At 40.9% G+C, this 25,904-nt stretch carries 18 protein-coding genes and 1 tRNA gene; 14 read left to right on the top strand and 5 right to left on the bottom strand.

The genetic code is table 11. The features are described 5' to 3' along the window. Positions 1–71: 71 nt before the first annotated feature. On the top strand, positions 72–9,455 hold the full coding sequence (locus AC1D0K_RS22170; RefSeq protein ID WP_477463102.1) for a Tc toxin subunit A-related protein: 9,384 nt from the start codon (positions 72–74) through the stop codon (positions 9,453–9,455). A 599-nt stretch (positions 9,456–10,054) separates the two neighbouring features. On the opposite strand, the gene AC1D0K_RS22175 is transcribed toward AC1D0K_RS22170, so the two are convergent. The 5 genes from AC1D0K_RS22175 to AC1D0K_RS22195 all read right to left on the bottom strand — a co-directional run bounded on the left by AC1D0K_RS22175 (position 10,055) and on the right by AC1D0K_RS22195 (position 14,576). Continuing rightward, positions 10,055–10,669 (bottom strand): YdeI/OmpD-associated family protein, encoded by a 615-nt coding sequence (locus tag AC1D0K_RS22175; RefSeq protein ID WP_477396810.1) that lies wholly within the window; start codon positions 10,667–10,669, stop codon positions 10,055–10,057. A 21-nt stretch (positions 10,670–10,690) separates the two neighbouring features. After that, positions 10,691–11,098 carry a VOC family protein gene (locus AC1D0K_RS22180; RefSeq protein WP_477396812.1) on the bottom strand — a complete coding sequence of 136 codons (408 nt, stop codon included), beginning with the start codon at positions 11,096–11,098 and terminating at the stop codon, positions 10,691–10,693. A 103-nt stretch (positions 11,099–11,201) separates the two neighbouring features. Next, positions 11,202–12,101, bottom strand: coding sequence for a helix-turn-helix domain-containing protein (locus AC1D0K_RS22185; protein ID WP_477396814.1), 900 nt, complete (start codon positions 12,099–12,101; stop codon positions 11,202–11,204). A 237-nt stretch (positions 12,102–12,338) separates the two neighbouring features. After that, positions 12,339–12,425 (bottom strand) — tRNA-Ser (locus tag AC1D0K_RS22190). Between the two features lie 81 nt (positions 12,426–12,506). Next, positions 12,507–14,576 carry an HD family phosphohydrolase gene (locus tag AC1D0K_RS22195; protein ID WP_477431681.1) on the bottom strand — a complete coding sequence of 690 codons (2,070 nt, stop codon included), beginning with the start codon at positions 14,574–14,576 and terminating at the stop codon, positions 12,507–12,509. Positions 14,577–14,885: 309 nt separating this feature from the next. Here AC1D0K_RS22195 and AC1D0K_RS22200 point away from each other — a divergent pair, with 309 nt between their 5' ends. The 13 genes from AC1D0K_RS22200 (at position 14,886) to AC1D0K_RS22260 (ending at position 25,881) form a co-directional block, all read left to right on the top strand. Then, complete coding sequence (locus AC1D0K_RS22200; protein WP_477396819.1) at positions 14,886–15,743, top strand: SPFH domain-containing protein; 858 nt, start codon at positions 14,886–14,888, stop codon at positions 15,741–15,743. A 4-nt stretch (positions 15,744–15,747) separates the two neighbouring features. Further along, the gene (locus tag AC1D0K_RS22205; protein WP_477396821.1) at positions 15,748–16,281 is read left to right on the top strand and encodes a hypothetical protein; all 534 of its coding nucleotides are present in this window, start codon (positions 15,748–15,750) and stop codon (positions 16,279–16,281) included. Position 16,282: 1 nt separating this feature from the next. Continuing rightward, positions 16,283–16,453, top strand: coding sequence for a type II toxin-antitoxin system antitoxin (locus AC1D0K_RS22210; protein ID WP_477396823.1), 171 nt, complete (start codon positions 16,283–16,285; stop codon positions 16,451–16,453). Then, entirely contained in the window at positions 16,450–16,965 is a 516-nt protein-coding gene (locus AC1D0K_RS22215; RefSeq protein WP_477396825.1) for a hypothetical protein, read from the top strand. The genes AC1D0K_RS22210 and AC1D0K_RS22215 overlap by 4 nt, the downstream gene beginning before the upstream one ends. An 83-nt stretch (positions 16,966–17,048) precedes the next feature. Next, complete coding sequence (locus tag AC1D0K_RS22220) at positions 17,049–18,227, top strand: acetyl-CoA C-acyltransferase (RefSeq protein WP_477396828.1); 1,179 nt, start codon at positions 17,049–17,051, stop codon at positions 18,225–18,227. 84 nt (positions 18,228–18,311) lie between these two features. Then, positions 18,312–19,238, top strand: a complete 927-nt coding sequence (locus AC1D0K_RS22225) for a hypothetical protein (RefSeq protein ID WP_477396830.1) — start codon at positions 18,312–18,314, stop codon at positions 19,236–19,238. A 129-nt stretch (positions 19,239–19,367) separates the two neighbouring features. Next, positions 19,368–20,867: a POT-type proton-dependent oligopeptide transporter gene (locus AC1D0K_RS22230; protein ID WP_477396832.1), complete on the top strand. Its 1,500-nt coding sequence runs from the start codon at positions 19,368–19,370 to the stop codon at positions 20,865–20,867. 45 nt (positions 20,868–20,912) lie between these two features. Next, the gene (locus AC1D0K_RS22235; protein ID WP_477396834.1) at positions 20,913–21,644 is read left to right on the top strand and encodes a polyprenol monophosphomannose synthase; all 732 of its coding nucleotides are present in this window, start codon (positions 20,913–20,915) and stop codon (positions 21,642–21,644) included. Positions 21,645–21,875: 231 nt separating this feature from the next. Continuing rightward, positions 21,876–22,898, top strand: a complete 1,023-nt coding sequence (gene ruvB, locus AC1D0K_RS22240) for a Holliday junction branch migration DNA helicase RuvB (RefSeq protein ID WP_295717193.1) — start codon at positions 21,876–21,878, stop codon at positions 22,896–22,898. A 36-nt stretch (positions 22,899–22,934) separates the two neighbouring features. Continuing rightward, the gene (locus AC1D0K_RS22245; protein ID WP_477441563.1) at positions 22,935–24,161 is read left to right on the top strand and encodes a Gfo/Idh/MocA family protein; all 1,227 of its coding nucleotides are present in this window, start codon (positions 22,935–22,937) and stop codon (positions 24,159–24,161) included. Positions 24,162–24,337: 176 nt separating this feature from the next. Beyond that, positions 24,338–25,228, top strand: coding sequence for a polysaccharide deacetylase family protein (locus AC1D0K_RS22250; protein ID WP_295717188.1), 891 nt, complete (start codon positions 24,338–24,340; stop codon positions 25,226–25,228). Between the two features lie 139 nt (positions 25,229–25,367). Continuing rightward, positions 25,368–25,595 carry a hypothetical protein gene (locus AC1D0K_RS22255; protein ID WP_477397163.1) on the top strand — a complete coding sequence of 76 codons (228 nt, stop codon included), beginning with the start codon at positions 25,368–25,370 and terminating at the stop codon, positions 25,593–25,595. Then, entirely contained in the window at positions 25,582–25,881 is a 300-nt protein-coding gene (locus AC1D0K_RS22260) for a type II toxin-antitoxin system RelE/ParE family toxin (RefSeq protein ID WP_295717183.1), read from the top strand. The genes AC1D0K_RS22255 and AC1D0K_RS22260 overlap by 14 nt, the downstream gene beginning before the upstream one ends. Positions 25,882–25,904 lie beyond the last annotated feature (23 nt).

The raw sequence follows: 25,904 nt of genomic DNA on the forward strand, positions 1-25,904 counted from the left end.
AAGCATTTGGAACAGGAAATTAAACATTAATACCATATCAGTTAAAATCACCTACTCAAAAAAATCTCGTCATGTCAAGGCATATCATCACAGCAAAAGGCAAAGTAATCAGTAAAGCTGATCAATCTGCCATCCCGGGTCTTAAAGTAGAAGTATGGGATAAGGATCTGATTTTTGACGACCTGGTGGGCGAAAGCATAACGACCGATGAGGGCTATTTCGAAATAACCTTTACCGGGAAATATTTCCAGGAGCTGTTTTTCGACAGGAAGCCTGATCTGTATTTTAAAATACTCAGGGATAGTGAATTGCTGCATAGCACGGAAGATCATATTCTTTGGAACGTCGCGGAAACAGATATAGACGTGACCATTGAAATAAATGAGCCGGGGGTAAAACCAGCACAGAAGCAATCAAGATTTGAAATATCCGGGAATGTTACGCATACCAATGGCAATAATGTTCAGGGTATTGGGGTCCGGGTAAGTAAAAAACTTTTCAAGACAAGTGAAAGCTTAAAGGAAACAAAAACCGATGCTGATGGAAATTACTCCCTGTCCTTTACACTAAGTCTCCATAATGAAGCCATCATTATCCAGGTACTGGATGCGGATTCAAAAGTACTTGCATCGTCAGATGTGATTTTCAGGCCACTCTCAAAAATTTCACAAGATTTCACAATTGATGACAACAATTATAAGGGTCTCACCTTGTTTCAGCAATATCGCCAGATATTGCAATCTTATTTGGAGGCGGCCGGGACCAATCCATTTAGCGATGATGATATTCGTTTTATTGCCGGGATAACGCAGCTTGATATTAACGAAATAAATAATTGGCTATCAGCCAATACCCTTGCGATAACCACCGGCATAACTGCCGAGGCGTTATATGGTTTTTTTACGGAGGGCGTTACAAGTACTGTTGATGGTATAACTTTAATTGATGTTACTGCCATTCCGGCTCTCCTTAAACAGGCGTCAGATGACAACGCAATTTCGACGGACATCCTGAAAAATGTGGCTGCGATCATACAATCTTGGAAAAGCTTCGCAGGCCGGCAAACATTCAATGAAAAAATTCCTGGTACAGATGCCTCTGTTGGGAATATTATCAACTTGGCGATAGCTGATGAAACAATGCAAGCCAAAATCCTGGATGCCTATATTAACAAACAGGGAACTACTGCAGATTTTTGGAATAACCTTAAAAATGTAACGGGTAGCCAGGCAACAGTTGATAAATTGCAAACTACTTTGCAACTGGCCACATTAGCGGGTTTTCAGCCAGAAGTAACAAGCGCGCTTCTTGACGAGGTTAACAAAAGCGGTTCCATACTCAGTATTGCACAATGGGACGTAAAGGACTGGACTGATTATATAGCTAAACTTTCAGCATCAGCAGAGAAATCTGTTGTGCCTCCATTTATACAGGATGATACCGAAGCAGCACGCGTAAATAGCTATGCAACTATCATGGCGCAAACAATGGCAATGGCGCACCCCACCCAGGCATTCCTGGGGCAATTAACAAAGGATGCTCCTGCAACAAGCGCTTTTGGGCGGACAGACATGGTAAATTTTATTAATAACAATTCGTTCTTTGACCTTACAAAAACCCCAACATTCGGGTTAAAAAGCAATGATCAGACTTTAAACTTCAACGGAGTTAAGGATCGGGCGGCTTTAATTTCAGATCTGCAGAGTGCACAACGGCTGTTTGTTTATACAAAAGACTATAACGCCATCAATACCTTAAAAAATGATGGTATCAGTTCTGCCAAAAATATAGTGCAGCTAACCAGCGGTGAATTTGTATCAAAATATGCCGGCGTATTGGGTTCAGCTCAAAATGCACTGCAGGTTCATTCACAGGCTCAACAGCACCACCTGCGTACTTTAAATTTCTACCTGTATATGCGGGAAAACCTGAACCCCATAATTACACCTCAGCCAGACCCTTTTAATATAATTAATGGCGGCGGCCAAATAGCAGTGGCGGAAAATGATACCATCAGTATCCCTGATTTGCGAACCATGTTTGGCAGTTTGGATACTTGCGCGTGTGAAGAATGTACATCCGCTTACAGCGCTGCCGCCTATTTTGCAGATATTTTAAATTTTCTTAAAAATGCAAATGGGGGCGCCGCTTATGCGGCACTTACCAACAGGAGGCCAGACTTGTTAACTATCGAACTTAATTGCGCTAATACAAACACTGTATTACCCTACGTGGATTTAGCAATTGAGTTGATGGAAAATTATGTTTTGGCGCATACCGATCCCGCATTTGTAGCTCCCGGCTATCAAACAACTTGGCAGCCTGAAGAGCTTGCTGCTAATCCCGAGCATTTGAACCCAAAGGCTTATATTCCGCTTACTACAGCCGTATATCCGTACGTGCTGCCTTTTGATTTCTTCCTCGAAGAAAGCAGGGTTTATTTGCAGCATTTAGGGATCAAAAGGGAAGAATTAATGAAAGTATTTTTCCATGGCACCAATTACGATGCTTTTAAAGCCCCCCTTATTGCTTATGAAAGGCTGCTGTTATCGCCCGGAGAAGCAAAGATAATTAACGGGGACACTAAAGGTTTGCCCGGAGGCGGGACCTGGAATTTTTATGGCTTTGATTTGCAGGTAAATTACCATTTACCATTAGTTGACCCCGCCACCACACAACACAATTTAGATAATACCATAAATTGGGATGATGCACTAACAGGGCGCATAGATGTTTTACTACAGCAAACCGGGCTAAGTTACATTGATCTGCTTGCCTTGCTTAATTGCAATTTTATTAACCCCTTGATTGATTCAACTAAGGCTGACCGTAAAATAGCTATTGTACAAACGATTTTTAAGGATAGTGATAACAATGACATCTCACAAGATACCTGTGAATTGCAATACCTTGGCCTTCGTCAATACCAGGAACCAGTAGCAGCCTCTGTTGTTTACGATCAGCCTGTAGAAGCTTCTTTTTTCGAACACACACATCGTTTTATCCGCCTATGGAAAAAATTGGGCTGGAAAATGTACGAGCTTGACCTGGTTATTAATAACGATATTGATTTATTACGAATTTCGCAGATCGAATACCTGTGCAAGCAATGGCGCTTGCCTGTCGATGCAACCGTGGCTTTATGGGGTGGGATAGGCACAACTAATTATATTGATTATTACCAGGATAATAATATACCCATACCCTCCCTATATCAACAGCTTTTCGTGAATAGTACCATTTCGGGCAGCCCGGCTTTTCCATCAAATCCTGCTGATGTTGCTGCTCTTGGGGTCGAACTTACTGATTCAAAATATTTGCCAACTATTTTGGCTGCGTTCCAGGTTAATGAAACAGACTTTGATTATCTAATACAGTATTTAAAAAATGAAGTAAGAAGCGACTTCGCAAACACACTGATAACTATAAATAATCTTTCCGTGCTATATCGTTTTATAAGCCTTGCCAATCAGCTTGGTTATAGTATGAAAGAATTCCTCACACTAAAATCGTTATTAGGGATTGATCCATTTGCCGACGATATAACAGTTGTTCCCGCTATTTATACCCCCTTCAACACCTTCAAATTTCTGCAAAAGACTGATATAGCTTCTAAATCAGGCTTCTCGGTATATCACCTCAACTACTTATTATATCATATTATTGACGTAGAGACGCCAATAGCTCCACAGGATGCTGATATAAGTACTTTTCTTCTCCAGTTACTCACTTCAGTTTTACCCCTTTTGCAGGCATCGGGGAATGACATCTTCAACGCGATAAAGGCAGATACCAAAGCAGTACAGGATGCGCAAAATCAACTTAATGCCGAAAATGCCAAAGCCTCTCCAGATCCAAAGGCTGTCAACTCAGATCAGGTCGTGTTAGACACGGCTAACGTTCAACTAAATACGGACCTGGTTCAGTTGAACAAACTAAGAAATACCATCATACAAAAGTTTTCAGAAAAATTGAAGATCAGCGCTACGGCAGCAAATATTTTAATGGGTCAGACACTGGTTAGTAAAAAATTTGGTGCGGGTAGTTTTTTGGTTGATGACTTTCTCGATCCTGATTTTCTGGTCGCGGATTTTATTGCACCCAATTCTGCAAAAACAATAACGCGCGGTGCGATAGCGGTATTGCCGGCGAATTATTCTTTTCCCAATTCGCTTTTTGATGATTATATGCAGTTAGACAAGTTAGCTGCAGTTATTAATCAGCTCAAATTAACCGATGACCAGCTGTTGTATATACTTAAAAATGCGGCGAATTTGGGCTGCCTCGATTTAACTACCATACCTCCTATTGTTTATCCCGGAGCTGCATTGAAACCCTCAGGTGCTATTTTCGATAAATTTGAAACACTTGTTAAGCTGATACAGGCTCGCAACCTGTTGACATCGCCCAAAAGAAACATTTTTGATATTTTAAATTTTGCGATATCGGCCACCGATCAAAATGCCTGGACAGATAGTTTGGTTGCAAATACAGGATGGGACAGCAGTGCTGTAAAAATAATTATAGGCTATCCCGCTTCGCCCGGGATACCGGCCTCCCCTGGCCTGTTAAATGCCAAATTCCCTGCTGATTATACAAACGGCGATATCATTCTAAAGATAAGAAATGGTCTTTCAGTTCTTAAAAAGGTCAGCTGCTCTGCCGATGTAATAACCGCACTCATACAGGGGCCTGATGTTGCGGCTTCTACTGCCGTAAAAAATGCGGCCAAAGTGAAATATAATAATACACAATGGAAAAAAATCGCAAAACCCTTACGGGATGTATTGAGAGAAAAACAAAGAGAAGCTTTGCTGGCCTACTTAATTTCGCATCCCGACCCTGCATCAACCGGATTCAACTGGAAAAACGCCGATGATGTTTATGGATGCCTTCTCACCGACATGGAAATGAAGCCCATTAATCTCACGTCGCGCATAAAACAAGCAATATGCAGTGTGCAGCTTTTTATCGACAGGGTATTGCTTAACCTTGAAAGCGGGTTAAGCCTTTTATTTGAAAATGTTAACGAATGGAAACAATGGCGCTGTTTATATCGTGTATGGGAAGCTAACCGGATGGTGCTTTTTTATCCTGAAAACTGGATAGATTATACATTGCTGGATTTGAAATCTCCATTTTATAAAGAAATGGAAACGGAGCTTGCACAAGATGAATTGACCGCCGATAATATTGAAGATCTTTTCAATAATTACCTTGAAAAGCTGGACGAGGTAGCCAGGCTGGAAGTTACCGGATTATATCATCAGGTAGAAAATCAAGGGACACCTGATTCAACAGATATATGGCATATATTTGGACGTACACCCAGCCATCCTCATAAATTTTTTCACCGCACATTGGAGAATGGTTTGTTTAACCCATGGGTTAAGCTGAATATCGATATTGATGGCGATCACATGGTTCCTATCGTTTTTAATCGTAGATTATGTTTGTTTTGGTTCTTTTTTACCAAAAAGACCGAACAGAGTGCTTTAACAATACCGGGTTCTGGCGGGGGTACATTAACCCAGAATCCTAAATATTGGCAGATACAAGTAGCCTGGAGTGAGTTCAAGCATAATAAGTGGACGCCTAAGAAATTATCCAAGCAATTCTTTACATGCCCTACAGTTCCAATAGATGATTCCCTGATGGATGCTTACAAGGAACAAACGTCAATAAGGGCGCATTTAGATAATGACAAACTCCACATATTAGTGGAAACCCAGGATCATGAATATTTTTATGAATTTGTTTTTCAAACATTAAATGATGATCCGCAATTATTGACGGATCAAGCCAAACCCTATACCAACGCCCTCAATATACTTTATTATCAAACAATAACTTCGGCAAATTATGTTCATGATTCTCCGTCCAACACCGACCTCATGAATATGATGTATACGGAGCGTTCAAATAACGATATTTTAGAAATTGCCCCTGGAACGACACGTAACCCGGGAGTGGCTTCAGCAACATCCCTGACCCTTTTTGATCAAACACCGAATGGAATTTTCAAGCTGGTACCACCATCAGATGAGCCGACCCAATTCAGCGGACCCTTTATGTATCAGGATGCAGTAAATTCATTTTATGTAGAGCAATATCTTCCACCAAATATTGTAAACTCTAATGAACTCGAGCTTTCTCCCGCACTGTTAGCAACTCTACTGAGTCAATTGTACCCTGTAAAAATGGCCATGTCCACCCATGTACCAAAAGTGCTTTTAGCACATCAAAACGCATTGGCAAACAATGATTTGACTATTCATAAGGTGGGACACCCAAAGAAAAAAAAACCATCAAAGGCCAAAGTTATAGGTGTAAGGTCTGTAACGCGTAACAGGTTTACATTTCATACCTTCTATGATCCTTATGTAAAAACATTTATAAAAGAAGCAAACAAAAATGGAGTAAAAGGACTGTTAAAACGTAATGTACAGGGGCAAGCCGATGCAGTTAATTTTTCAAACTACGCGCCGAATCTCGGCATCGTTTTCCCGCCTGTAATAGAACCCGACAATGCTTTACCCGCTGGAAATGTAGAGGTGGGTTTTACCTGGACCAGGCCAGGCGGCATCGGTGACGCCTATGCCCAATATCACTGGGAGCTGTTCTTTTATATCCCTATGCGGGTATCTTATGCCTTATTCCTGAATCAGCAATTTGATGATGCGCGCAACTGGGTGGAATATGTATTCAATCCTACCAACAGCGAGAATAACTCTATTCAAAGATTCTGGCAATTTCTGCCCTTTTGGGATGAAGCAGGGCAAACCGGAGCAATGAACACATTAGAACAATTACTAAAAAAGGAAGCCGATATTAATGCCCAGATACAGGTTTATATGACTGATCCTTTTCAGCCGCATGCCATCGGGCGCTTGCGTATTACTGCTTATATGAAAAATGTGGTAATGAAGTATCTGGATATTATAATCGCCAAGGCTGATAATCTTTTCCGGAGTGATACAATAGAAAGAATCAATGAAGCAGCAAATCTGTATGTATTAGCTTTAAAAATACTTGGTGATAAACCCCAAAAAATACCGGCCAGGGCTGCACATCAAGACTATACAGTGGGAGAATTATTGGGTGCACCAGGTTTGAACGGCCTTACCGACCCCTTAATAAATATTGATACTTTTATAGCCCCTTCGGCCGCAGGTACATCGGGTTCGGGCTCCGGCGCTATACCCGGCGCCGGCGGTTCAGCCGGAGATATGTTTTATTTCTGCATACCAGGCAATGATTATATTTTACAATATTGGAATACTGTTGCCGATCGCTTGTTCAAGATCAGGAACAGTATGAATATCGAGGGTATAGTACGTACCTTGCCTTTGTTTGAACCTCCTATTGACCCTGCTTTGCTTGTTCGTGCGGCGGCGGCAGGCATTGATCTCAATAGCCTGCTCAATGATATTTCAACATCGGCCACACCTGGTAATTATCGTTTCACCTTTATACAACAAAAGGCGCTTGAGGTTTGTAATGAAGTAAAAGCGCTTGGCTCCTCTCTTTTGCAGGCACTTGAAAAACGGGATGCCGAAGCTATTGCCCTGCTTCGGTCGGCACAGGAACAACAGCTATTACAGGCAGTTTTGATGATCAAACAAAATCAGTTGGACGATGCACAAATTATGCTTGACAATGCTAACAAGGCCCTTGAAATGGCTACCTATAAGCAAAAATATTATAGTAACAGACCCTATATAAACACCTATGAACAGCAATATTTAAACTCTATTAAAACAGGTATTACACTAACAATAGCACAAGGCGCAACTAACCTGATCGGCAGTGTATTAGCTCAGATTCCGGACATTAAGCTCGGGGTGCCAACTACCGATGGAGAAACCTATGGAGGGAGCAATTTAAATAACCTGATGAGTTTGATGAGTAATTATTTAGGCACCATTGCATCTGTAAACAGTGCCCAGGGTTCTATGGCAGCCACGATGGGAGGATATGACAGGCGCAGAGATGATTGGAATTTCCAGGCGCAACTGGCTCAACTTGAAATTGATTCGGCTAATAACAGCATACTTTCTGCCCAGATTAAGCTGGCCATAGCGCAAAAAGACCTGGATAATCAGCAATTACAAATAGATAATGCTGCCAGTATAGATGATTTTCTTCACAATAAGTTTTCGAATCAAGAACTTTACGACTGGATGGTTGGACAAATTTCCTCCGTATATTTTCAAAGTTATCAGCTGGCATATGATATTTCTAAAAAGGCCGAAGCCTGTTATAAATATGAATTAGGTCCAACTTCCAATTCTCCTTCACTGCCATTTATCAAATTTGGATATTGGGACAGTTTAAAAAAAGGTTTATTTGCCGCAGAAAAGCTTGCGTTTGACCTAAAGCAAATGGAAGACTCCTATTATGAAAAGAATGTAAGGGAATTCGAACTGACCAAACATATATCTATAGCCCAATTAGATCCTCTGGCATTGTTGACATTTAAACAAACCGGCGAGTGTATGATTGATTTGCCGGAAGAAGTTTTTGACGTAGATTATCCCGGTCATTATTTCCGCAGAATAAAATCTTTGAGCGTTACTATTCCATGCATTACAGGCCCTTATACAACACTAAGTTGTACGCTAACGCTTACCAGGAGTTCTGTTCGGATTGATCCTTCGTCCGCCTTACCTTATGGTAGGGTTGCCGGATCAGATACACGGTTTAGTGACGATAGTAGTATTGTGACACAATCCATAGCCTTAAGCCATGGTCAAAATGACAGCGGGTTATTTGATGTAAATTTCAGAGATGAAAGATATCTTCCGTTTGAAAATGCTGGTGTTATAAGTTCCTGGTACCTTCAATTATCCTCCGCTTTCAGCCAATTTGATTACAGTACAATTTCAGATGCGATATTCCATTTGAAATACGCCGCACGTGATGGCGGATTGGATTTTCAGAAAATAGCTAAAGATTCTGTTACGAGCAATATGCTGGATTCTACTAATCCTAAAGAACAAATATTTGTACGCCTGTTAAGTTTAAAGCAGGATTTTCCAAATAATTTTTATCAATTATTAAATCCTTCAACCGGGAATCCGCAGCAAACCACCCTATCATTAGGGCTCAATAATTTCCCGTATTATGATAATAAAGCCATCAACATAGTTAAGATGGCCGGTTCACTGGGGCAAGTTTTTATAAAACCCAAACCTGGAGTAGCAATCGATGCCGGAACAATTGTCAACAATGTCCCGTTAGACCCCCAATTTGATTTGCCGCAAAATACAGGAACCGATATAGATGTAATAAAGGGTATGGATTTCACTATTAAAAAACTTTCTGCTATAACAAGCACAAACAATTTGCAGGTTCCGGTAACTATACCGCTTCTTGCCGGGACAAATGCCATTGCATTAGATAAAAGTGTGCTGGAAGATGTTTTTATAGCTTTAAATTATAAAATAGGATAAGGAAAACAGGGAGAGGTAACTACTTTAATATTAAAAACATGAGGAACCTTATCAGGGCTAAAACCTTTAATGACCACATATTTCTACTTTATTTTATTAAATGCATGTATTTGATAATTATTTAGGTCCAAGATAGGTTAAACGCAACCAGTATGCTGATTGTGAAACTCAGACTTATCTTCAACCAGATTTTAATCACTTCAGGCTATTAATGAACAATGGGCAATGGTTCTGATGCCAACTTCCTAGCTTTACTTAATTAATAGCTATTTCAAAAAATTCCAACACAACTCGATGGTCTAAAGTGCGCAGAATCATATGGTCAAGCTTACCGGAATGGGATCAAGACAGAATGTCTTTGCTAACTTATGGCCGGTGTTATTATCGCACCTATTGAAACAAAGAAGCCTGAAAATCAAAATTTGCAGGCTTTTGGTGTTCTAATAAAATGTTTGCGGAGATAAAAGGAGCCGGTTAGAACACCTTTCTGCAATTCTGACAACGATCGAAGAAATCACAGGAAATAAAAACAAGAAATGACTAGTCTGGCTCTTGTTTTTATTCCCCTAATTTTAAGCCAAGATTGTATTTTAAAATCTCTATTTTTTGTGCTTCCAAAACCTGCCTTTTCCTTCAGCTATCCATTCTAAAGCTTCATTTATTCTTTTTTGTCGTGTTTCATCGGTTTTGGCATCGGCAATCCAAACAATATATTCCTTGCGGAAAGAGTTGGATTTGCTTTCGAAAACTTCATTTGCTTTGGGGTTAGCAACAAATGCTGACAGTAAATAATCGGGAGTTTCCAGTACCTTGGGTTTATCAGATTCCGGCTTGTCCCTTTTTATTTTGATTCCATTTTCGTTTAACTGCAGGGCTTCTTTAAGCATACCTATAAATTCATCTTCCGGTGGAAGATCGCCTATTTTGCTAATTTTCCCTAAAAATCTTTGGATCGGCTTTAAGTCCTTGTTTGCCTTCAGGCGCAGATCGGTCATCAGTTCGCCCTTCAGGAATGTGAAAGAACAATGATTTTTATAAGATGCCATTACGCACATATTATCGCCCTTATAATCAAAATGAGGCAGGCTCCATTTTGTCGTCTCTTTGGCATCCGGGCAATTTTCATGAATAAGTCGGCGCCAGTGCTCAAGAATGGGTTTTGCAAAATCTTCCGAGTTAGCTATGTAAGCATCCACATCTGAATTGTAGTTCATAACGTTTGATTTTTAAACTGTTTACGATTGCGAGAACTGACTCATATCGAGATAAGCCTTTTCCCATTTGTGACCATCCAGATCGGCAAAACTGTGTTGGTACATCCAGCCGTGGTCTTGTGCCTGGGCATATATCTTTCCACCCAGTGATTCGGCTTTGCTGACAAATTGTTTCACTTTATCTGCTGATGCGGCGTCAAGCGCAATAAGTACTTCGGTAGAGTGATGCGCATCACAAACTTCAGTATCTATAAAAGATTTGAAATAGGTGCCGGTAAGCAGCATCACAAAAATACTGTCGCTCACAATCATGCATCCCGCCTTCTCATCGGTAAATTGAGGATTGAAAGAAAAACCCAAATTTTGGAAGAACCCCATAGACTTAGCCAGGTCCATCACAGGGAGATTGATAAATACTTTAGTTGCCATGTTTTAAACTGATTGTTTAGGATATATTTAATTTGCTGGCACAAAAAAACTTAATCTAACGCATTAGATTTGGTCTAAAACTTGGACAAACAGGTCTATTTAATTACTTGCGTTGTTTCCGGAACTCCGTAGGCGACAAGCCTACCTGCTTTTTGAAGAATTTGCCAAAATTAGCAGGGTCTGAAAAGTTGAGCTGATAGGCAATCTCGGCTACCTCAAAATCGGTGTATTGAATGAGCGATCGGGCTTCGGTGGCCAAACGTTCAGCAATAAAAGTAAGTGCATTTTTTCCCGAAGCATGTTTGACAGATTGGGAGAGATAATTAGCGGTAACCGAAAGCATATCAGCATATTCCTGCACGGTGCGCTTATTAATATAGTGGTTATCAATTAACTGAATAAATTTACGCAACAAGATTTGTCGGGTTGTAGCCAGGCGAATATCCTTTTTCTTTTCCAACGCAAAGTCCTCCAAGTAGTAGAGCAAACCGAGCAACTTTACCCTTGCTTCAATATATTGTGTTTTGGCCGACCTTTCATAAGTGGTAAATACAGTTTCAAAATGCGGCGCTAATCGTTTAAATGTGGCGTGATCAAACTTAAACAGGTTGGTATGTAATATATCAAAAAGGGGAAATTGCTGGTGAAAGTCTGGTTTGAAGAATGAAAAGCATTCTGGCTTAAAATAAATAACATAACCCTCCAACGCATTGTTATGAGCAAAGCTATACACGAGATTGGGCGAATGAAAGACGAGATAGGAATCAGGATCATTAATGGTTTGATCGCCATAGTTAACTTCGATCTTACCGGAATTGAATAGCAGGGCGAAAAAATAAAATGAACGTTTAAAAGGTGGCCGGTATATCTGCTGGCCCTGATCGAGTGGCTTTAACCTCAAACAGTAAAAGTCTGGATCAGTTGTTCGGCCGGGCCATGGAATAGAGGCCAGAAAATCGTTTATTTCCGTATAGTAAGGAATCGTATTTTTTATTTTCTCCATAAAATACACCACATAAGGGTTGATCCTAAAATAGAAAAAGAAAATCTCTTCACCTACTGATCACAAAAAATTCACTGTCTGGAACCGCTAATATTATTATATAGATTTCAGCGTTGTCCGCGCTATTGCCGGCACCCCTTTGAAATGGATAAGGAGATTTAGAGAGCATGGCGATATCATCTGTCCCATGTTATAAAACAACAAAACCCAGCTAATGCCGGGTTTCGTTACATGTTGCGGAGAAGGAGGGATTCGAACCCTCGGTACCGTTTCCAGTACGTCAGTTTAGCAAACTGATCCTTTCGGCCTCTCAGGCACCTCTCCGTGTTTTTTTAATATGTTCCCCTTTTTCCGGGACTGCAAATATAGCAAATCAACTTTCCCGTCAAAAAAAAAATTCATTTTCTAGTAATCTATTCTCACATGATAGATACTCATCAACATTCGCTTAAAAATAGTTTTAATAGTTTCAATATCTTTCAAAGTTATATTACTGTCTTTCAACTGATTCTGATCCAGCTTGTATTTTACTATCCTATCAACCAAAACACTTATTGATTCTTCATCGGGCTCTTTTAATGAACGCGAAGCGGCCTCAACCGAGTCGGCAAGCATCAAAACACCTGCTTCTTTTGAAAAAGGAATCGGTCCGGGGTACCTAAAAATGTTCTCATTGATGAATTTTTCGGGAAAATTCTTCAATGACGACTGATAAAAATAGTCGACACGGGTATTACCATGGTGGGTGCGGATAAAATCAATAATCACCTCGGGCAGGTTGGCTTTGCGGGCCATCTCAATCCCTTTGCTCACGTGCCTTATAATTACCTGGGCACTTTCCTCATAAGGCAACTTATCATGCGGGTTAAAACCCGAGCTTTGGTTCTCTATAAAAAACAGCGGATTTTCCATTTTACCAATATCATGATACAGTGCCCCTGCCCTTACCAGTAAAGCATTCCCTCCAATGGTGTAAATGGCGTTCTCGGCCAAATTGGCTACCTGTAACGAGTGCTGAAATGTGCCGGGAGCAGTAAAGGCCAGTTCGCGCAATAATGGCGCGTTGGTATTGGTAAGCTCAATGAGTGTAATATCTGATGTAAGCGCGAATATCTTCTCAAATATGTAAATCATCGGGTAAGCAAGCAGGGTAAGCAATACACTCACCACAAACGGCAGAAAATCCATCCAGTCGATATCCAGGAATGTACCCTCCCTAATAAAGGTGATCCCCAGGAAAGCCGCGAAATAAGTAAAGATGATAATGGCAGCCGAGATCAGGAACTGCTCGCGGCGTATCAGGTTTTTAATACTGTAAATAGACACCATGCCGGCCGTGATCTCATAATAAGCAAACTCAAAACTGTTTGGCACAAAAAAGCCTGCTATTAATACTACCAGCAAATGAATATTAAGCGCCAAACGCGTATCAAACAAAATACGGATGATGATTGGCACTATACAATAAGGTATATAATACAGGTTTGTAGGGAACTGAAATTTGATAGCTGCTGATAAAGTAGCCAGCATAGCCGTAATTACCAGCAATATTAAACCCACAAGACGGTTATCGGCATATATATCCTTACGGAAAAGGTATAGAAATATCATCAGCAATGATATGGCTATGGATACCAGTAAAAACTGCCCCACCAGCACCAGTGTATGGTTACCGTTTACGCGGGCATTGTTCTCAAAAGCTTTTTTGTACGAATCTAATTTTTGATAAACATCATCATTGATCACCGATCCTTTATAAACTATTACATCCCCTTTTTGTACCATGCCGCGGGTTATAGAAAGGCCATCATAAACCTCCTTTTCCAGGCGCAGGGTAAGGTTATCATCGTAGTTTAAATTACTTTGAATCCTGTTCTGCAACAAATCAAGCATAAAAGCCTTATCAATATCGGTGCGTTTGGTTAGTATTTTATCGCAGTATGTTAAAGCTTTTTCTTTGGTGAACAGCTCATTGGTATTTTTATCCGTAGCTACATTTTTGTTTAAAATGGTAACCGGGTAATTATTGCCGTGTACCAAATATTTATCGCTCAGCTTTAAAATACCCGTATCATACACCTCTTTTAGCAATGCGGTGCCGGCGTCAATATATTTTATTTTTAAACGATCATTAATACCGGCATTATGCCATTTTATTTCAAGATCGTTTTTAAAGCCTTCAATCTGCTGGCCTTCAGTGGCTGCCTCAAGCTGGTAAATAGGGGTTATACTTTCGTAAGCAGTTTTCTTTTCATTATCAATTTCCTGCCCGGTTTTAAGTATAGCAAAGTTATAGGGCGATACCAGGTCCTTTTGATTCCAGATGCGCCCCTTTTCGTACTCATAGCTAAATTTTGCCTGTTTGGGCAAAAAGAAAACAATTAGACTAATGCTGAACAGCATCATCAAAAACTTAACGTTTCGGGCGTATTTACGCATTAATGCCTTTTGCCGCGAGGTGGATAGTTTTGCCATTTATTTAATTAACCATTCAAAAATAATATAAGTTTTTTGAATGAGAGTCAAGAATCAAGAGTCAAGAACCAAGACAGGAGCTTTTTCGACATTTAGCGCGATTAAAACACCAATACAAGTTACTGATTATCAAAAATAAACCACCAATTTTTACTCTTTAATCTTTTATCCCCCCAATCCCATCTTGATTCTTGACTCTTGATTCTTAACTCTTGATTCCTGACTCTCAATTCCCGATTCTTTTATTTGCTTTTATCAAATGAAAATTGATATCTTTATGATATCAATTTAAAATCAATTTAAATCACTATGGACTCTGAAAAAACCATCAACCCGCCCTCTGGCTTTTTAGCCTTTGTTTTGTTATTGGTATTGTTTGCAGTTGCTGCAATTTGCTTTGCTACCGGCGAAGAACCCATCGGTACCGCTGTGGGTATACTGGGCGTTGTTTTTATACTCCCCGGTTTGGTTATCGTAAACCCAAACGAATCAAAAGTGCTTACGCTTTTTGGTAAATATGTAGGCAGCGTTAAAAAGGACGGCTTTTTTTGGGTGAACCCTTTCACCGTAAAAAGAAAAATCTCCTTAAGGGCATTTAACCTTAACGGTCAGCAACTAAAGGTAAACGATAGTATTGGCAACCCAATTGAAATTGCAGCTGTAATTGTATGGCAGATAAAAGATACCGCCAGCGCGGTTTTCGCGGTTGAAAACTATATACAATACGTGAACATACAAAGCGAAGCTGCTGTAAGACACCTGGCCAACTCCTTCCCTTATGATAACCTGGAGGATGAAACCGCTACAATCACCCTGCGTGGTGGTGCCGAGCAGGTAAGCCTTTTATTGGAGAAAGAATTAAACGAACGACTTCATCGAGCCGGAATAGAGGTTTTGGAAGCAAGAATCTCGCACCTGGCCTACGCGCCAGAGATTGCACACTCAATGCTCCAGGTGCAACAGGCATCTGCCATTATTGCTGCCCGAAGGCTGATAGTAGAAGGCGCCGTGGGTATGGTTGAAATGGCCCTTAATAAACTATCAGAAAAAAACATAGTAGAACTGGATGAGGAACGCAAGGCTGCCATGGTAAGCAACCTGCTGGTGGTATTATGTGGCGACAGAAGCGTTAATCCGGTAGTTAACACAGGTACGTTATATCATTAATAATATGGATCAGTTCAGAAGTTTTGATCAGCTGCGTACCAATGAGCTTTCGGTTACCCGGAACGGCTTTTTCAGGCCTTCTTTTGACCTTACCGACGGGCAGTTTGTTTATGGTAAACTAAGCTATGGCAATTTATGGAAAACCACCATGATCCTGGAGTCGGCGCAAAATAAATGGTTCATCAAACGTAAACGCATTTTTAGCCGAACGTTATTGATAAAAGATGCCAACGAAATGGAATTGGGAGCTATAACGCCCGAGATACTATCGCGTAAAGTAAAACTGAGCATGAACAATGGCTTTGAGGCTATGTACGCTTACAAAAAGCTTTTCACACGCACTTTTAGTTTGATGAGCGACCAGTATGGCGATATATTGGGTGTAAAAGCCAATATGTGGGGTTTTAGAAAACCATTTGACGTATCGATTGACCTGGATAAGTTAAAATCCATACCAGATATGCCCCTACTGGCCCTATTGGGAGTAAATTTAATTTTGATAAAACAAGCGCAGGCCGCAAACGCGGCAGGGAGTTGATATGGCTGAGAAAAAAGCATTTGTATTACGCATTAATCCGGATGTATTAAAGGAACTGGAGGCATGGGCTGCCGAAGAATTCAGAAGCACCAACGGCCAAATCGAGTACCTGATGCAACAGGCTTTGCTTTCGCGTAAAAAAACTATAAAGAAGAAAAAGGGAACGGATTGATGGAATTCCATGAGATAAAAGACCACCAAACTTTATACCTAATCAGACAGGATTTGTTTAACGGTGAATATATTTTAACAGATCACAACCAGTTTTTTGGCACATTAATATATGATGGCTTAGCAAGAGAAACAGCTGTAATTTCCACAGCGCATAACAACTGGAAATTAGATTATGATTTTGAACCCTTTGGCAAAAACTATGTTTTGATTTTTGATGATAACGCACAGTTATTGGGCAAAATAACCTGGACACCAGGTCATCTGCAAGATAGCCCGTATTTGCTAATGAACGACGGCTTTAAAGCAGTTTTTTTAAACGAAAATATATTTTCAAGTAAATACGAATGGACAACGGATAAGCTGGGATGCATAATCGATATTAAAAACTCGATATTTTCGCTAACTAATCCCATTTCTATTGTCGAAAAAAATATCGATCGGCAAAAAATAGCATTATTGTGTTTCCTTGCCCAGCATCTTCTGATATTAAAAGACAGAAGGAGAAGATAGCTTTTATTAATTTATTATGCATGCATAGCTTTTTACTCTCCTCAAAATAACTAAATTTGCCCTACCAATTTAATGAGGGACACATGAAAGAAGTAGTAATAGTAGCCGCCACCCGTACGCCTATAGGCAGTTTTGGGGGCAGCTTAGCCGCTATAAGCGCCACACAGCTTGGCGCGCAGGTTATCAAATCGGCAGTTGAAAAGGCTGATTTACGGCCAGACCAGGTTCAGGAAGTTTATATGGGCAACGTAATGTCGGCCAATTTGGGGCAGGCGCCAGCTACCCAGGCAGCTATATTTGCCGGCCTTCCTTATTCACCCGCCACTACCGTTAACAAAGTTTGCGCATCGGGCATGAAAGCCATCATGCTGGCAGCCCAAAGCATAGCCGTCGGTCAAAATGATATTGTGGTTGCCGGGGGGATGGAAAGCATGAGTAATGTACCCTACTATTTAGATAAAGCACGCAACGGCTACCGTTTAGGAAACGGGCAAATTATTGATGGATTAATAAAGGATGGCCTTTGGGATGTATATAATGACTACCACATGGGCTCCGCAGCAGAGCTTTGCGCGGTTGATTGCAACATCAGTCGCGAGGAGCAGGATGCATACGCCATAGAATCGTATAACCGGGCTCAAAAAACACAAGCCGACGGTAAATTCAAAAACGAAATTACGCCAGTAGAACTGAAAGATAAAAAAGGCGACATTACCCTGTTTGCCGATGACGAAGAACCTAAAGCGGTTAAGTTTGACAAAATCCCATCTTTAAAACCGGTATTTAAAAAAGATGGTACTGTAACCGCGGCCAATGCATCAACTTTAAATGATGGCGCTGCAGCTTTGGTTTTAATGAGCCGTGAAAAAGCCGAAGAACTGGGCATTACCCCACTGGCCAAAATAGTATCCTACGCCGATGCGCAGCAGGCACCGGAGTGGTTTACCACGGCACCTTCAAAAGCTATTCCACTGGCATTGCACCGCGCAGGCTTATCAGCAGAGCAAATTGATTTCTTCGAGATCAACGAGGCTTTCTCCGTAGTCGCCATCGCCAATAACGACCTTTTAAAACTCGATCCTGCCAAAGTAAATGTTAATGGCGGTGCTGTTGCGTTAGGTCATCCACTGGGCGCTTCGGGCGCACGTATCATAGTAACGCTATTGCATGTGTTACAGCAAAACCAGGGCAAATTTGGCGCAGCCGGAATTTGTAACGGCGGCGGTGGGGCCAGCGCAATGGTTATCGAAAATTTACGTTAGGTAAGAGAAAATAATATAAGTGCCATTGCGGCTATACGTTCAAACAATAAATTGTTACTTTTATAATAACAACTAATCAGCATCGTGATAAAGAAGCTTTTTGTATCCCTCCTATCCCTCCTGTTTTTTTTACACAGCCATGCTCAGCACTCAGACGAGAATGTGCGGATCAAACAGCTAAAGCTTTACGAGGATACGCTTAAAACCCTTGGCAAAACCTTCATTAACGATGAAAACGATTTGGAACGTAAAAATGCCAATTACAAGTTTATCAAAACAATGGTAAATGCGTTAAAGGTACCCAACTCCTTCCTCTTCCCTTTTGATTCTGTTAAAACCATCAGCATTATAAATTCGCCCGATAATCGGTTCCGGATATTAAGCTGGTCTATCATGAACCAGGATGGCAGTTTTCGTTTCTATGGCACGGTGCAAATGAACACCGGTGGATTTTTAAAAATGTATCCGCTTGAGGATTATTCACCCCTGCTAAAAAACCCCGAGGATTCTATTATTAATTCCCGCAAGTGGTATGGAGCACAGTATTATAAAATCATCCCGGTTTATGCAGCAAAAACTTATTATGTGTTAATTGGCTGGAAAGGAAATACTGTAAAATCAAACAAAAGGGTTATTGATGTGCTATCCTTCAACAATGGCGAACCCATATTTGGAATGCCTGTTTTTGATGGCAATGGCAAAACCCGCAAAAGAGTCATATTTGAATATGCCCGCCAGGCATCCATGCTGCTAAGGTATGTACCAGGGCAAAACCTTATTGTATTTGATCACCTGGCCCCGCCGGATGCCAAACTAAAAGACAAACCCGAAACCTTTGGCCCCGACCTTAGCTATGATGGCTATAAATTAAAAAATGGCCGCTGGGTGTATGTGGAGCAGTTGGATATGCGCAATGTACCCGATAATACCAGCAGCACGCCCGATAAAGAGTACGTAGACCCCAAACAACAAGCTTTGCGCGATAAAAAGCTTGTTCCAAAATCACATTAATTTTAAAGAATTAAACAAACGTTAACGTTTAATAATCAAAACAATCCAATCCTAATTTGTAACACTTTCGGTATTAAATTCTGATTTGGAAGATTTATATTAATTTAGGCAAATTTTATATTCATAATAATGCAGGAAAAAACAGCAGCACAATCCAGGTCGATAGGGAAAATTCCAAGAGCGGTACCGTTCATTATTGGGAATGAGTTTGCAGAGCGTTTTAGCTTTTACGGGATGCGGAGCATCATAGCTGTTTTTTTAACTCACCAATTTTTTAGTCACGAAACAACCGCTATTGCCAATGCCAAGGCAAACGAAATAAACCATGCTTTTTCAACCCTGGTATATTTTACCCCCTTGCTGGGTGCTATACTGGCCGACTGGTTTTTTGGCAAATACCGTGTTATATTAATAGGATCGTTAATTTACACTGTAGGGCACTTTGTGCTATCTATGTTTGATAAGTCGCTTCCTGGTTTTGAGATAGGCTTACTTATCATCGCATTTTCTGCAGGTGCCGTAAAATCATGCGTATCTGCAAACGTTGGCGATCAGTTTGATCATAAAAATCAGCATTTAATGAGCAGTATTTATGGCTGGTTTTACTTCAGTATCAATGCAGGCTCCATGATCAGCCTTTTATTAATCCCCGTTATTTATGCCAAATTTGGTGCCGGATGGGCCTTTGGTGTACCGGGAATTTTGATGGCAGCAGCTACCTTAATCTTTTTCTCGGGCAGTAAAAGCTATGTTAAAGTTCCTGCCAGCGGCATTAAAAAAGACAATTTTGCAGCGGTCAATCTTTATGTGCTATCTTCATTTTTAAACAAAGGCAAAACCGGTAAATCTGGCTGGGCTATGGCTGTTGATAAATATGGAATTGATAAAATTGAAGCCATTAAAGCGGTATGGAGTGTGATGGGTGTATTCGCGTTTATCCCTATTTTTTGGGCCATGTGGGATATGAACGGATCTGAATGGATATTGCAGGCTCAAAATCTTGACCTATCATTAGGCGTGTTTGGCTTGCATATATTGCCATCACAAATTCAGTTTGTAAATGCCCTTTTCCTGTTGATGATGATCCCTATATTCAATTATGGTTTATATCCGCTGGTTGAAAAAATGGGCGTAAAACTTACCTCCATAAGAAAGATAGGGTTTGGGCTTTTCCTTACCGGTTTAAGCTTTGTAATAATAGCCATACTGCAAACCAATGTTGATCATGGCGGTCATCCATCGGTATGGTGGCAGATTTTTGCTTATGTATTACTTTCGGCAGGCGAAGTATTGGTATCCATAACCGGACTTGAGTATGCTTATACCCAATCGCCCCCATCGATGAAAAGCACCATGACAGCATTATGGTATTTAACCTATGCCATTGGTACGTTTTTTACCACCCTGCTTAATCACAACATGTCAAAAAACGGTATTTTTGCGTGGTTTACCGGCGCAAGTTACTACTGGCTATTTGTAGGCATCATGGCTTTCTTTGTTGTATTGTTCATGATTGTGAGTCCATATATTAAAGAAAAAAGTTATTTGGTTGACGATATGATTGGCGGCGGATTAGATATCAGGGGCGATCATACAACAGAAATTCATCCCGATAACCCAATTGTGTAATAAAAGTTGTTGTTTTGTGCTTTATTAAACATCAGAACTTAATACGTGCCAGATAGTATAGTAATTATACCCACTTATAACGAGAAGGAAAATATAGAGCGAATGATTCGCAAAGTATTTTCCCTCCCGCATGATTTTCATTTGCTTATCATTGATGACGGATCGCCGGATGGCACCAACGCCATTGTAAAAAGTTTGATGAGCGTATATCCCGAGCAGCTTTTTTTAATAGAGCGCGCGGGGAAACAGGGCTTAGGAACCGCTTACATCCGCGGTTTTGAATGGTCCATCGAACATAAATACGATTATATTTTTGAAATGGATTGTGATTTTTCACACAATCCGGATGACTTGTTAAAGCTAAGGCAGGCTTGTATTGAGGGCGCGGACGCCGCCATAGGTTCCCGCTATAGCAACGGCGTAAATGTAGTTAACTGGCCCATGAGCCGGGTACTGATGAGCTATTTTGCATCGGTATACGTAAGATTTATTACCGGGATTGATGTAGCCGACTCAACGGCAGGATTTATGTGCTATAAGCGCAAGGTACTGGAAACCATCAGCCTGGAAAAAATAAAATTTGTGGGCTATGCCTTCCAGATTGAAATGAAATACACTACCATTAAACACGGTTTTAAATTGGTAGAGATCCCCATTATATTCACTGATCGTACTGCAGGCACCTCCAAAATGTCGACAGGAATATTCAAGGAGGCATTTTTCGGGGTGATCCAGATGAAGATAAACAGTATTTTCAGGAAATATCCCGAAGGTTAGGTGAAAGGTGAAAGGTGAAAGGTGAAAGGTGAAAGGTGAAAGGTGAAAGGTGAAAGGTGAAAGGTGAAAGGTGAAAGGTGAATCAACCAGGCAAAAACTTTTCACCCTTTACCTTTCACCTCCAATGAAACAAACCTTTTGCATTCGCATTTTGCCTTTCACCTCCAATGAAACAAACCTTTTACCTTTATCCTTTCACCTTTCGCCTAAAAAAAGCTAATTTCGTTGGTAATGAATGAGCATCTTGATCCGGCGCCGGAACGTCTCAGTAATGCCGAGCGTGATATTGAAAAAGTTTTACGTCCGCAGCAGTTTGAGGATTTTACCGGTCAGCATAAAATATTAGCCAATTTAAAAATATTTGTACAGGCTGCCCGCCAGCGTGGCGAAGCGCTTGACCACGTGTTACTGCATGGCCCCCCGGGTTTGGGTAAAACCACCCTCTCCTACATCATAGCCAATGAAATGAGTGTAGGCATCAAGATCACATCGGGCCCGGTACTGGATAAGCCAGGCGATCTTGCAGGCTTACTCACCAACCTGGAAACAGGCGATATCCTTTTTATTGATGAAATCCATCGTTTAAGTCCACTGGTTGAGGAGTATTTGTACTCGGCCATGGAAGATTTTAAGATAGATATAATGCTGGAGAGTGGCCCAAATGCCCGTTCGGTACAAATCTCCCTTAATCCCTTTACATTGGTTGGCGCTACCACCCGCTCGGGCCTGCTTACCGCGCCTTTAAGGGCCCGGTTTGGCATTAACGCCCGTTTGGAGTATTATGATGCCAAACTGCTTACTACTATTGTACTGCGTTCATCATCTATCCTTAAAACCCCGATAACTGATGAGGGGGCTTATGAAATTGCCCGCCGCAGCCGCGGCACGCCACGTATTGCCAATGCACTGCTGCGCCGCACCCGTGATTTTGCCCAAATAAAAGGCGACGGTAATATTGATACCGCCATTGCCAAATATGCGCTTAACGCCCTCAATGTTGATGAGCATGGCCTTGATGAAATGGACAACAAGATATTAACTACCATTATTGACAAGTTTAAAGGTGGGCCGGTTGGCTTAAAAACCATTGCCACCGCCGTTGGCGAAGATGAAGGCACAATTGAAGAGGTATACGAACCGTTTTTAATACAGGAAGGCTTTTTAATGCGCACCGCCCGTGGCAGGGAGTGTACAGAAAGCGCCTATAAACATTTGGGGAAAATAAAGCTTGGGGGCAATCCTTCGTTATTTTAATAAAACCGATAATACATCAGCTACCTAATTACTACCATGAGAACAAAATTAAAACAAGGTCTTAAATTATTATTTGTACTAACGTTTATAGGTTGCGCCGCAATAACCAAAGCGCAAACAACGCTGCCCACACCCGCTTCGCCAATGGTACCAACCAAACCAGAAGCGCTGCCTGCCGATACTGCACGCAAGCTTAAAAAAGATACCGCGGGTGTAAAGAAAGACACTATTCTGGTTAAAAAAAAAGCAACCGGCCCAAAAGTAGGCATCGCAGGGCTAAACCACGACCATATTCACCTGATATTAAATGAATACCGTAATGGTAACGTAAACATTGTGGGCATTGCCGAACCAGACAAAAAGCTGTGGGCAAAATATGGCAAAATGTATGGCGTACCCGATTCTTTATTCTTCGAGGACCTTAAAACCATGTGCCTTGCCCGCAAACCGGTTATTGTACTGGGTTATAATGCTGTTGGCAAACACATTGATATTGTAGAAACCTGCGCCCCTATGGGCATCTCTGTAATGGTTGAAAAACCATTGGCCGCCACGCTTGAACAGGCCAAACGCATGGAGTTTTTAGCTTTAAGGTATTACATAAACCTGCTTACCAATTATGAAACTACCTGGTACCCATCGGTACAAAGTGCATACAATACTATTAAAGCCGATAGTGTGGGCATGATTCGCAAAATGGTGTTTCATGATGGTCACCAGGGCCCACGTGAAATTGGCTGCAGCGAGGATTTCTTAACCTGGCTTACAGATCCCGTGCTTAATGGCGCCGGTGCATTAAACGATTTTGGCTGCTATGGCGCAGATATGATGACCTGGATGATGCAGGGACAAAAGCCTATAGCTGTAACCGCTGTTGCCAGGCATTACAAGCCATCAGTATATCCTAAGGTGGAAGACGACGTAACTATTATTGTGGAATACCCTAACGCTACCGGGATGATAGAAGCATCATGGAACTGGCCTTTCGGTATTAAGGATATGGAGGTGTTTGGGGCAAAAGGCTATATCCATACATTTGATAAAGACAGCGTTGAGGTAAGGATTAATAATGACGTAAAAAGCTTTAAAGCCCCGGCTTTGCCATCCCCGGCAGATGCACCGGTGCCCTACTTTACTGCCGCCCTTAAAACCCCGCTTAAATTCAGGAATGACCGCTCATCCCTGAAAAACAATATGATTGTAATGCTGATACTTGACGCGGCAAAAAGATCAATCAAGGAGGGCAAACGGATAGTTTTATAAATACAATAAAGGGGTTAATATTTAAGGCAAATCATCAATCAAAGCGAATAATAATTTTACTTATTAACGTTTGGGGTTAAAGTATAAATTAATTTTATTTACAAAGCTGGTTTACATCCTATATAATTATATTATTTTCGCCGTTGTTCTATTAATTAAAAAATCATCATCATACCATGATTAAACAAGCTTTTGTATGGTTAGCCGTATGTGCCTTAGGCACAATGTCTTGCCAGAGTAAACCTACCGATAAATCAGCAGGAACACCTGCTACAGGTACAGCCGCCGCAACAACAATTGCCGGCAAACCGGCAGATAAAGCCGCCATTATGGCCCGCAAACAGGTACCGGTTGTTTGTTACCACCAGATACGCGATTGGAAACCTACTGATTCAAAAAATGCTAAAGACTATATTGTACAGATAGCTGCCTTTAAAGAACATATTAAAATGCTGGCCGATAGCGGTTACCATACCATACTGCCCGATCAGTTGTATGCTTATCTTACAACTGGAGCTCCCCTGCCCAAAAAACCGATCATGCTTACTTTTGACGATACCGACCTTGATCAGTTCACGATAGCTAACCCTACCTTGAAAAAATATGGTTTTAAGGCTGTTTATTTTGTAATGACTGTATCATTAGGCCGCCCGCATTACATGACCGCCGATATGGTTAAAAAACTATCTGACGAAGGCAACGTAATTGGAAGCCATACCTGGGACCATCACCGGGTTGACAAATACTCGCACAATTCTGAACTTAAAATCATCGGAAAAAATGGTAAAATAACCACCAGGCCGGTTGATGATTGGGTTACACAAATAGATAAGCCAACCAAAAAGCTGGAAGAAATTACCGGTAAAAAAATAGATTATTTCGCCTACCCATTCGGCATCTGGAAAAAACCTGTTTTGCCGGAGTTTGAGAAAAAAGGTTTCAAAATTGCTTTCCAACTGGCTGATAAACGTGACCCTGATTATCCGTTGATGACCGTTCGCCGTATTTTGGATAGCGGATATTGGACAACCAAAACTTTCAGCAATAGCGTAAGAAATAGTTTCTAATACCCGGCCTTTTGAAGGGGCTGATCAGCATATTTAAGCGGCTTTTCTCTTGTTGAGAAAGGCCGCTTTTATTTTGATAATGAATCAATAAATATTTCAAATTCCAACATTTTGAAATATATGTTTAGTAAATTTGTGTATGACCACGCTGACAGTAAATATTCAAAACGAAAAAGATCTGCCTGTTTTGCAAGAGATATTAAATAGGTTTGGTTTAAGTTATCATATTGATTCAGATAATGACCACACATTTTCTGAAGATGAAATGAAGGATCTGCTGCAAACCAGGCAGGACTTTTTGGATGGAAAAACCACTGCCCGAAACTGGACAGACATAGAAGAAGAACTGAACCGTGCCTACAATTAAACTTCTAAAACGTGCCGAACTTGAATTGATTGATGCTTGTGAATGGTACGAAAAACAACAAAGAGGTCTTTCGGCAAATTTTAGAAGAGAAGTTAAAATCACCATTCACTCTATTGATCTAAATCCCAAACTCTATGCAAAAAGGTATCAATCGGATCTACGTTTCGTACCGGTAAGAATATTTCCATACATCATTGTTTACTGGTACGATGAGCAACTATCCACTATATTTATCACATCAATTTTTCATACCAAGAGAGATCCGGAACGTTTTGAAAATAAATAAATATGCATAAGAAAAAAGGTCCC

Source organism: Mucilaginibacter sp. P1_A3 (genome assembly GCF_056406855.1).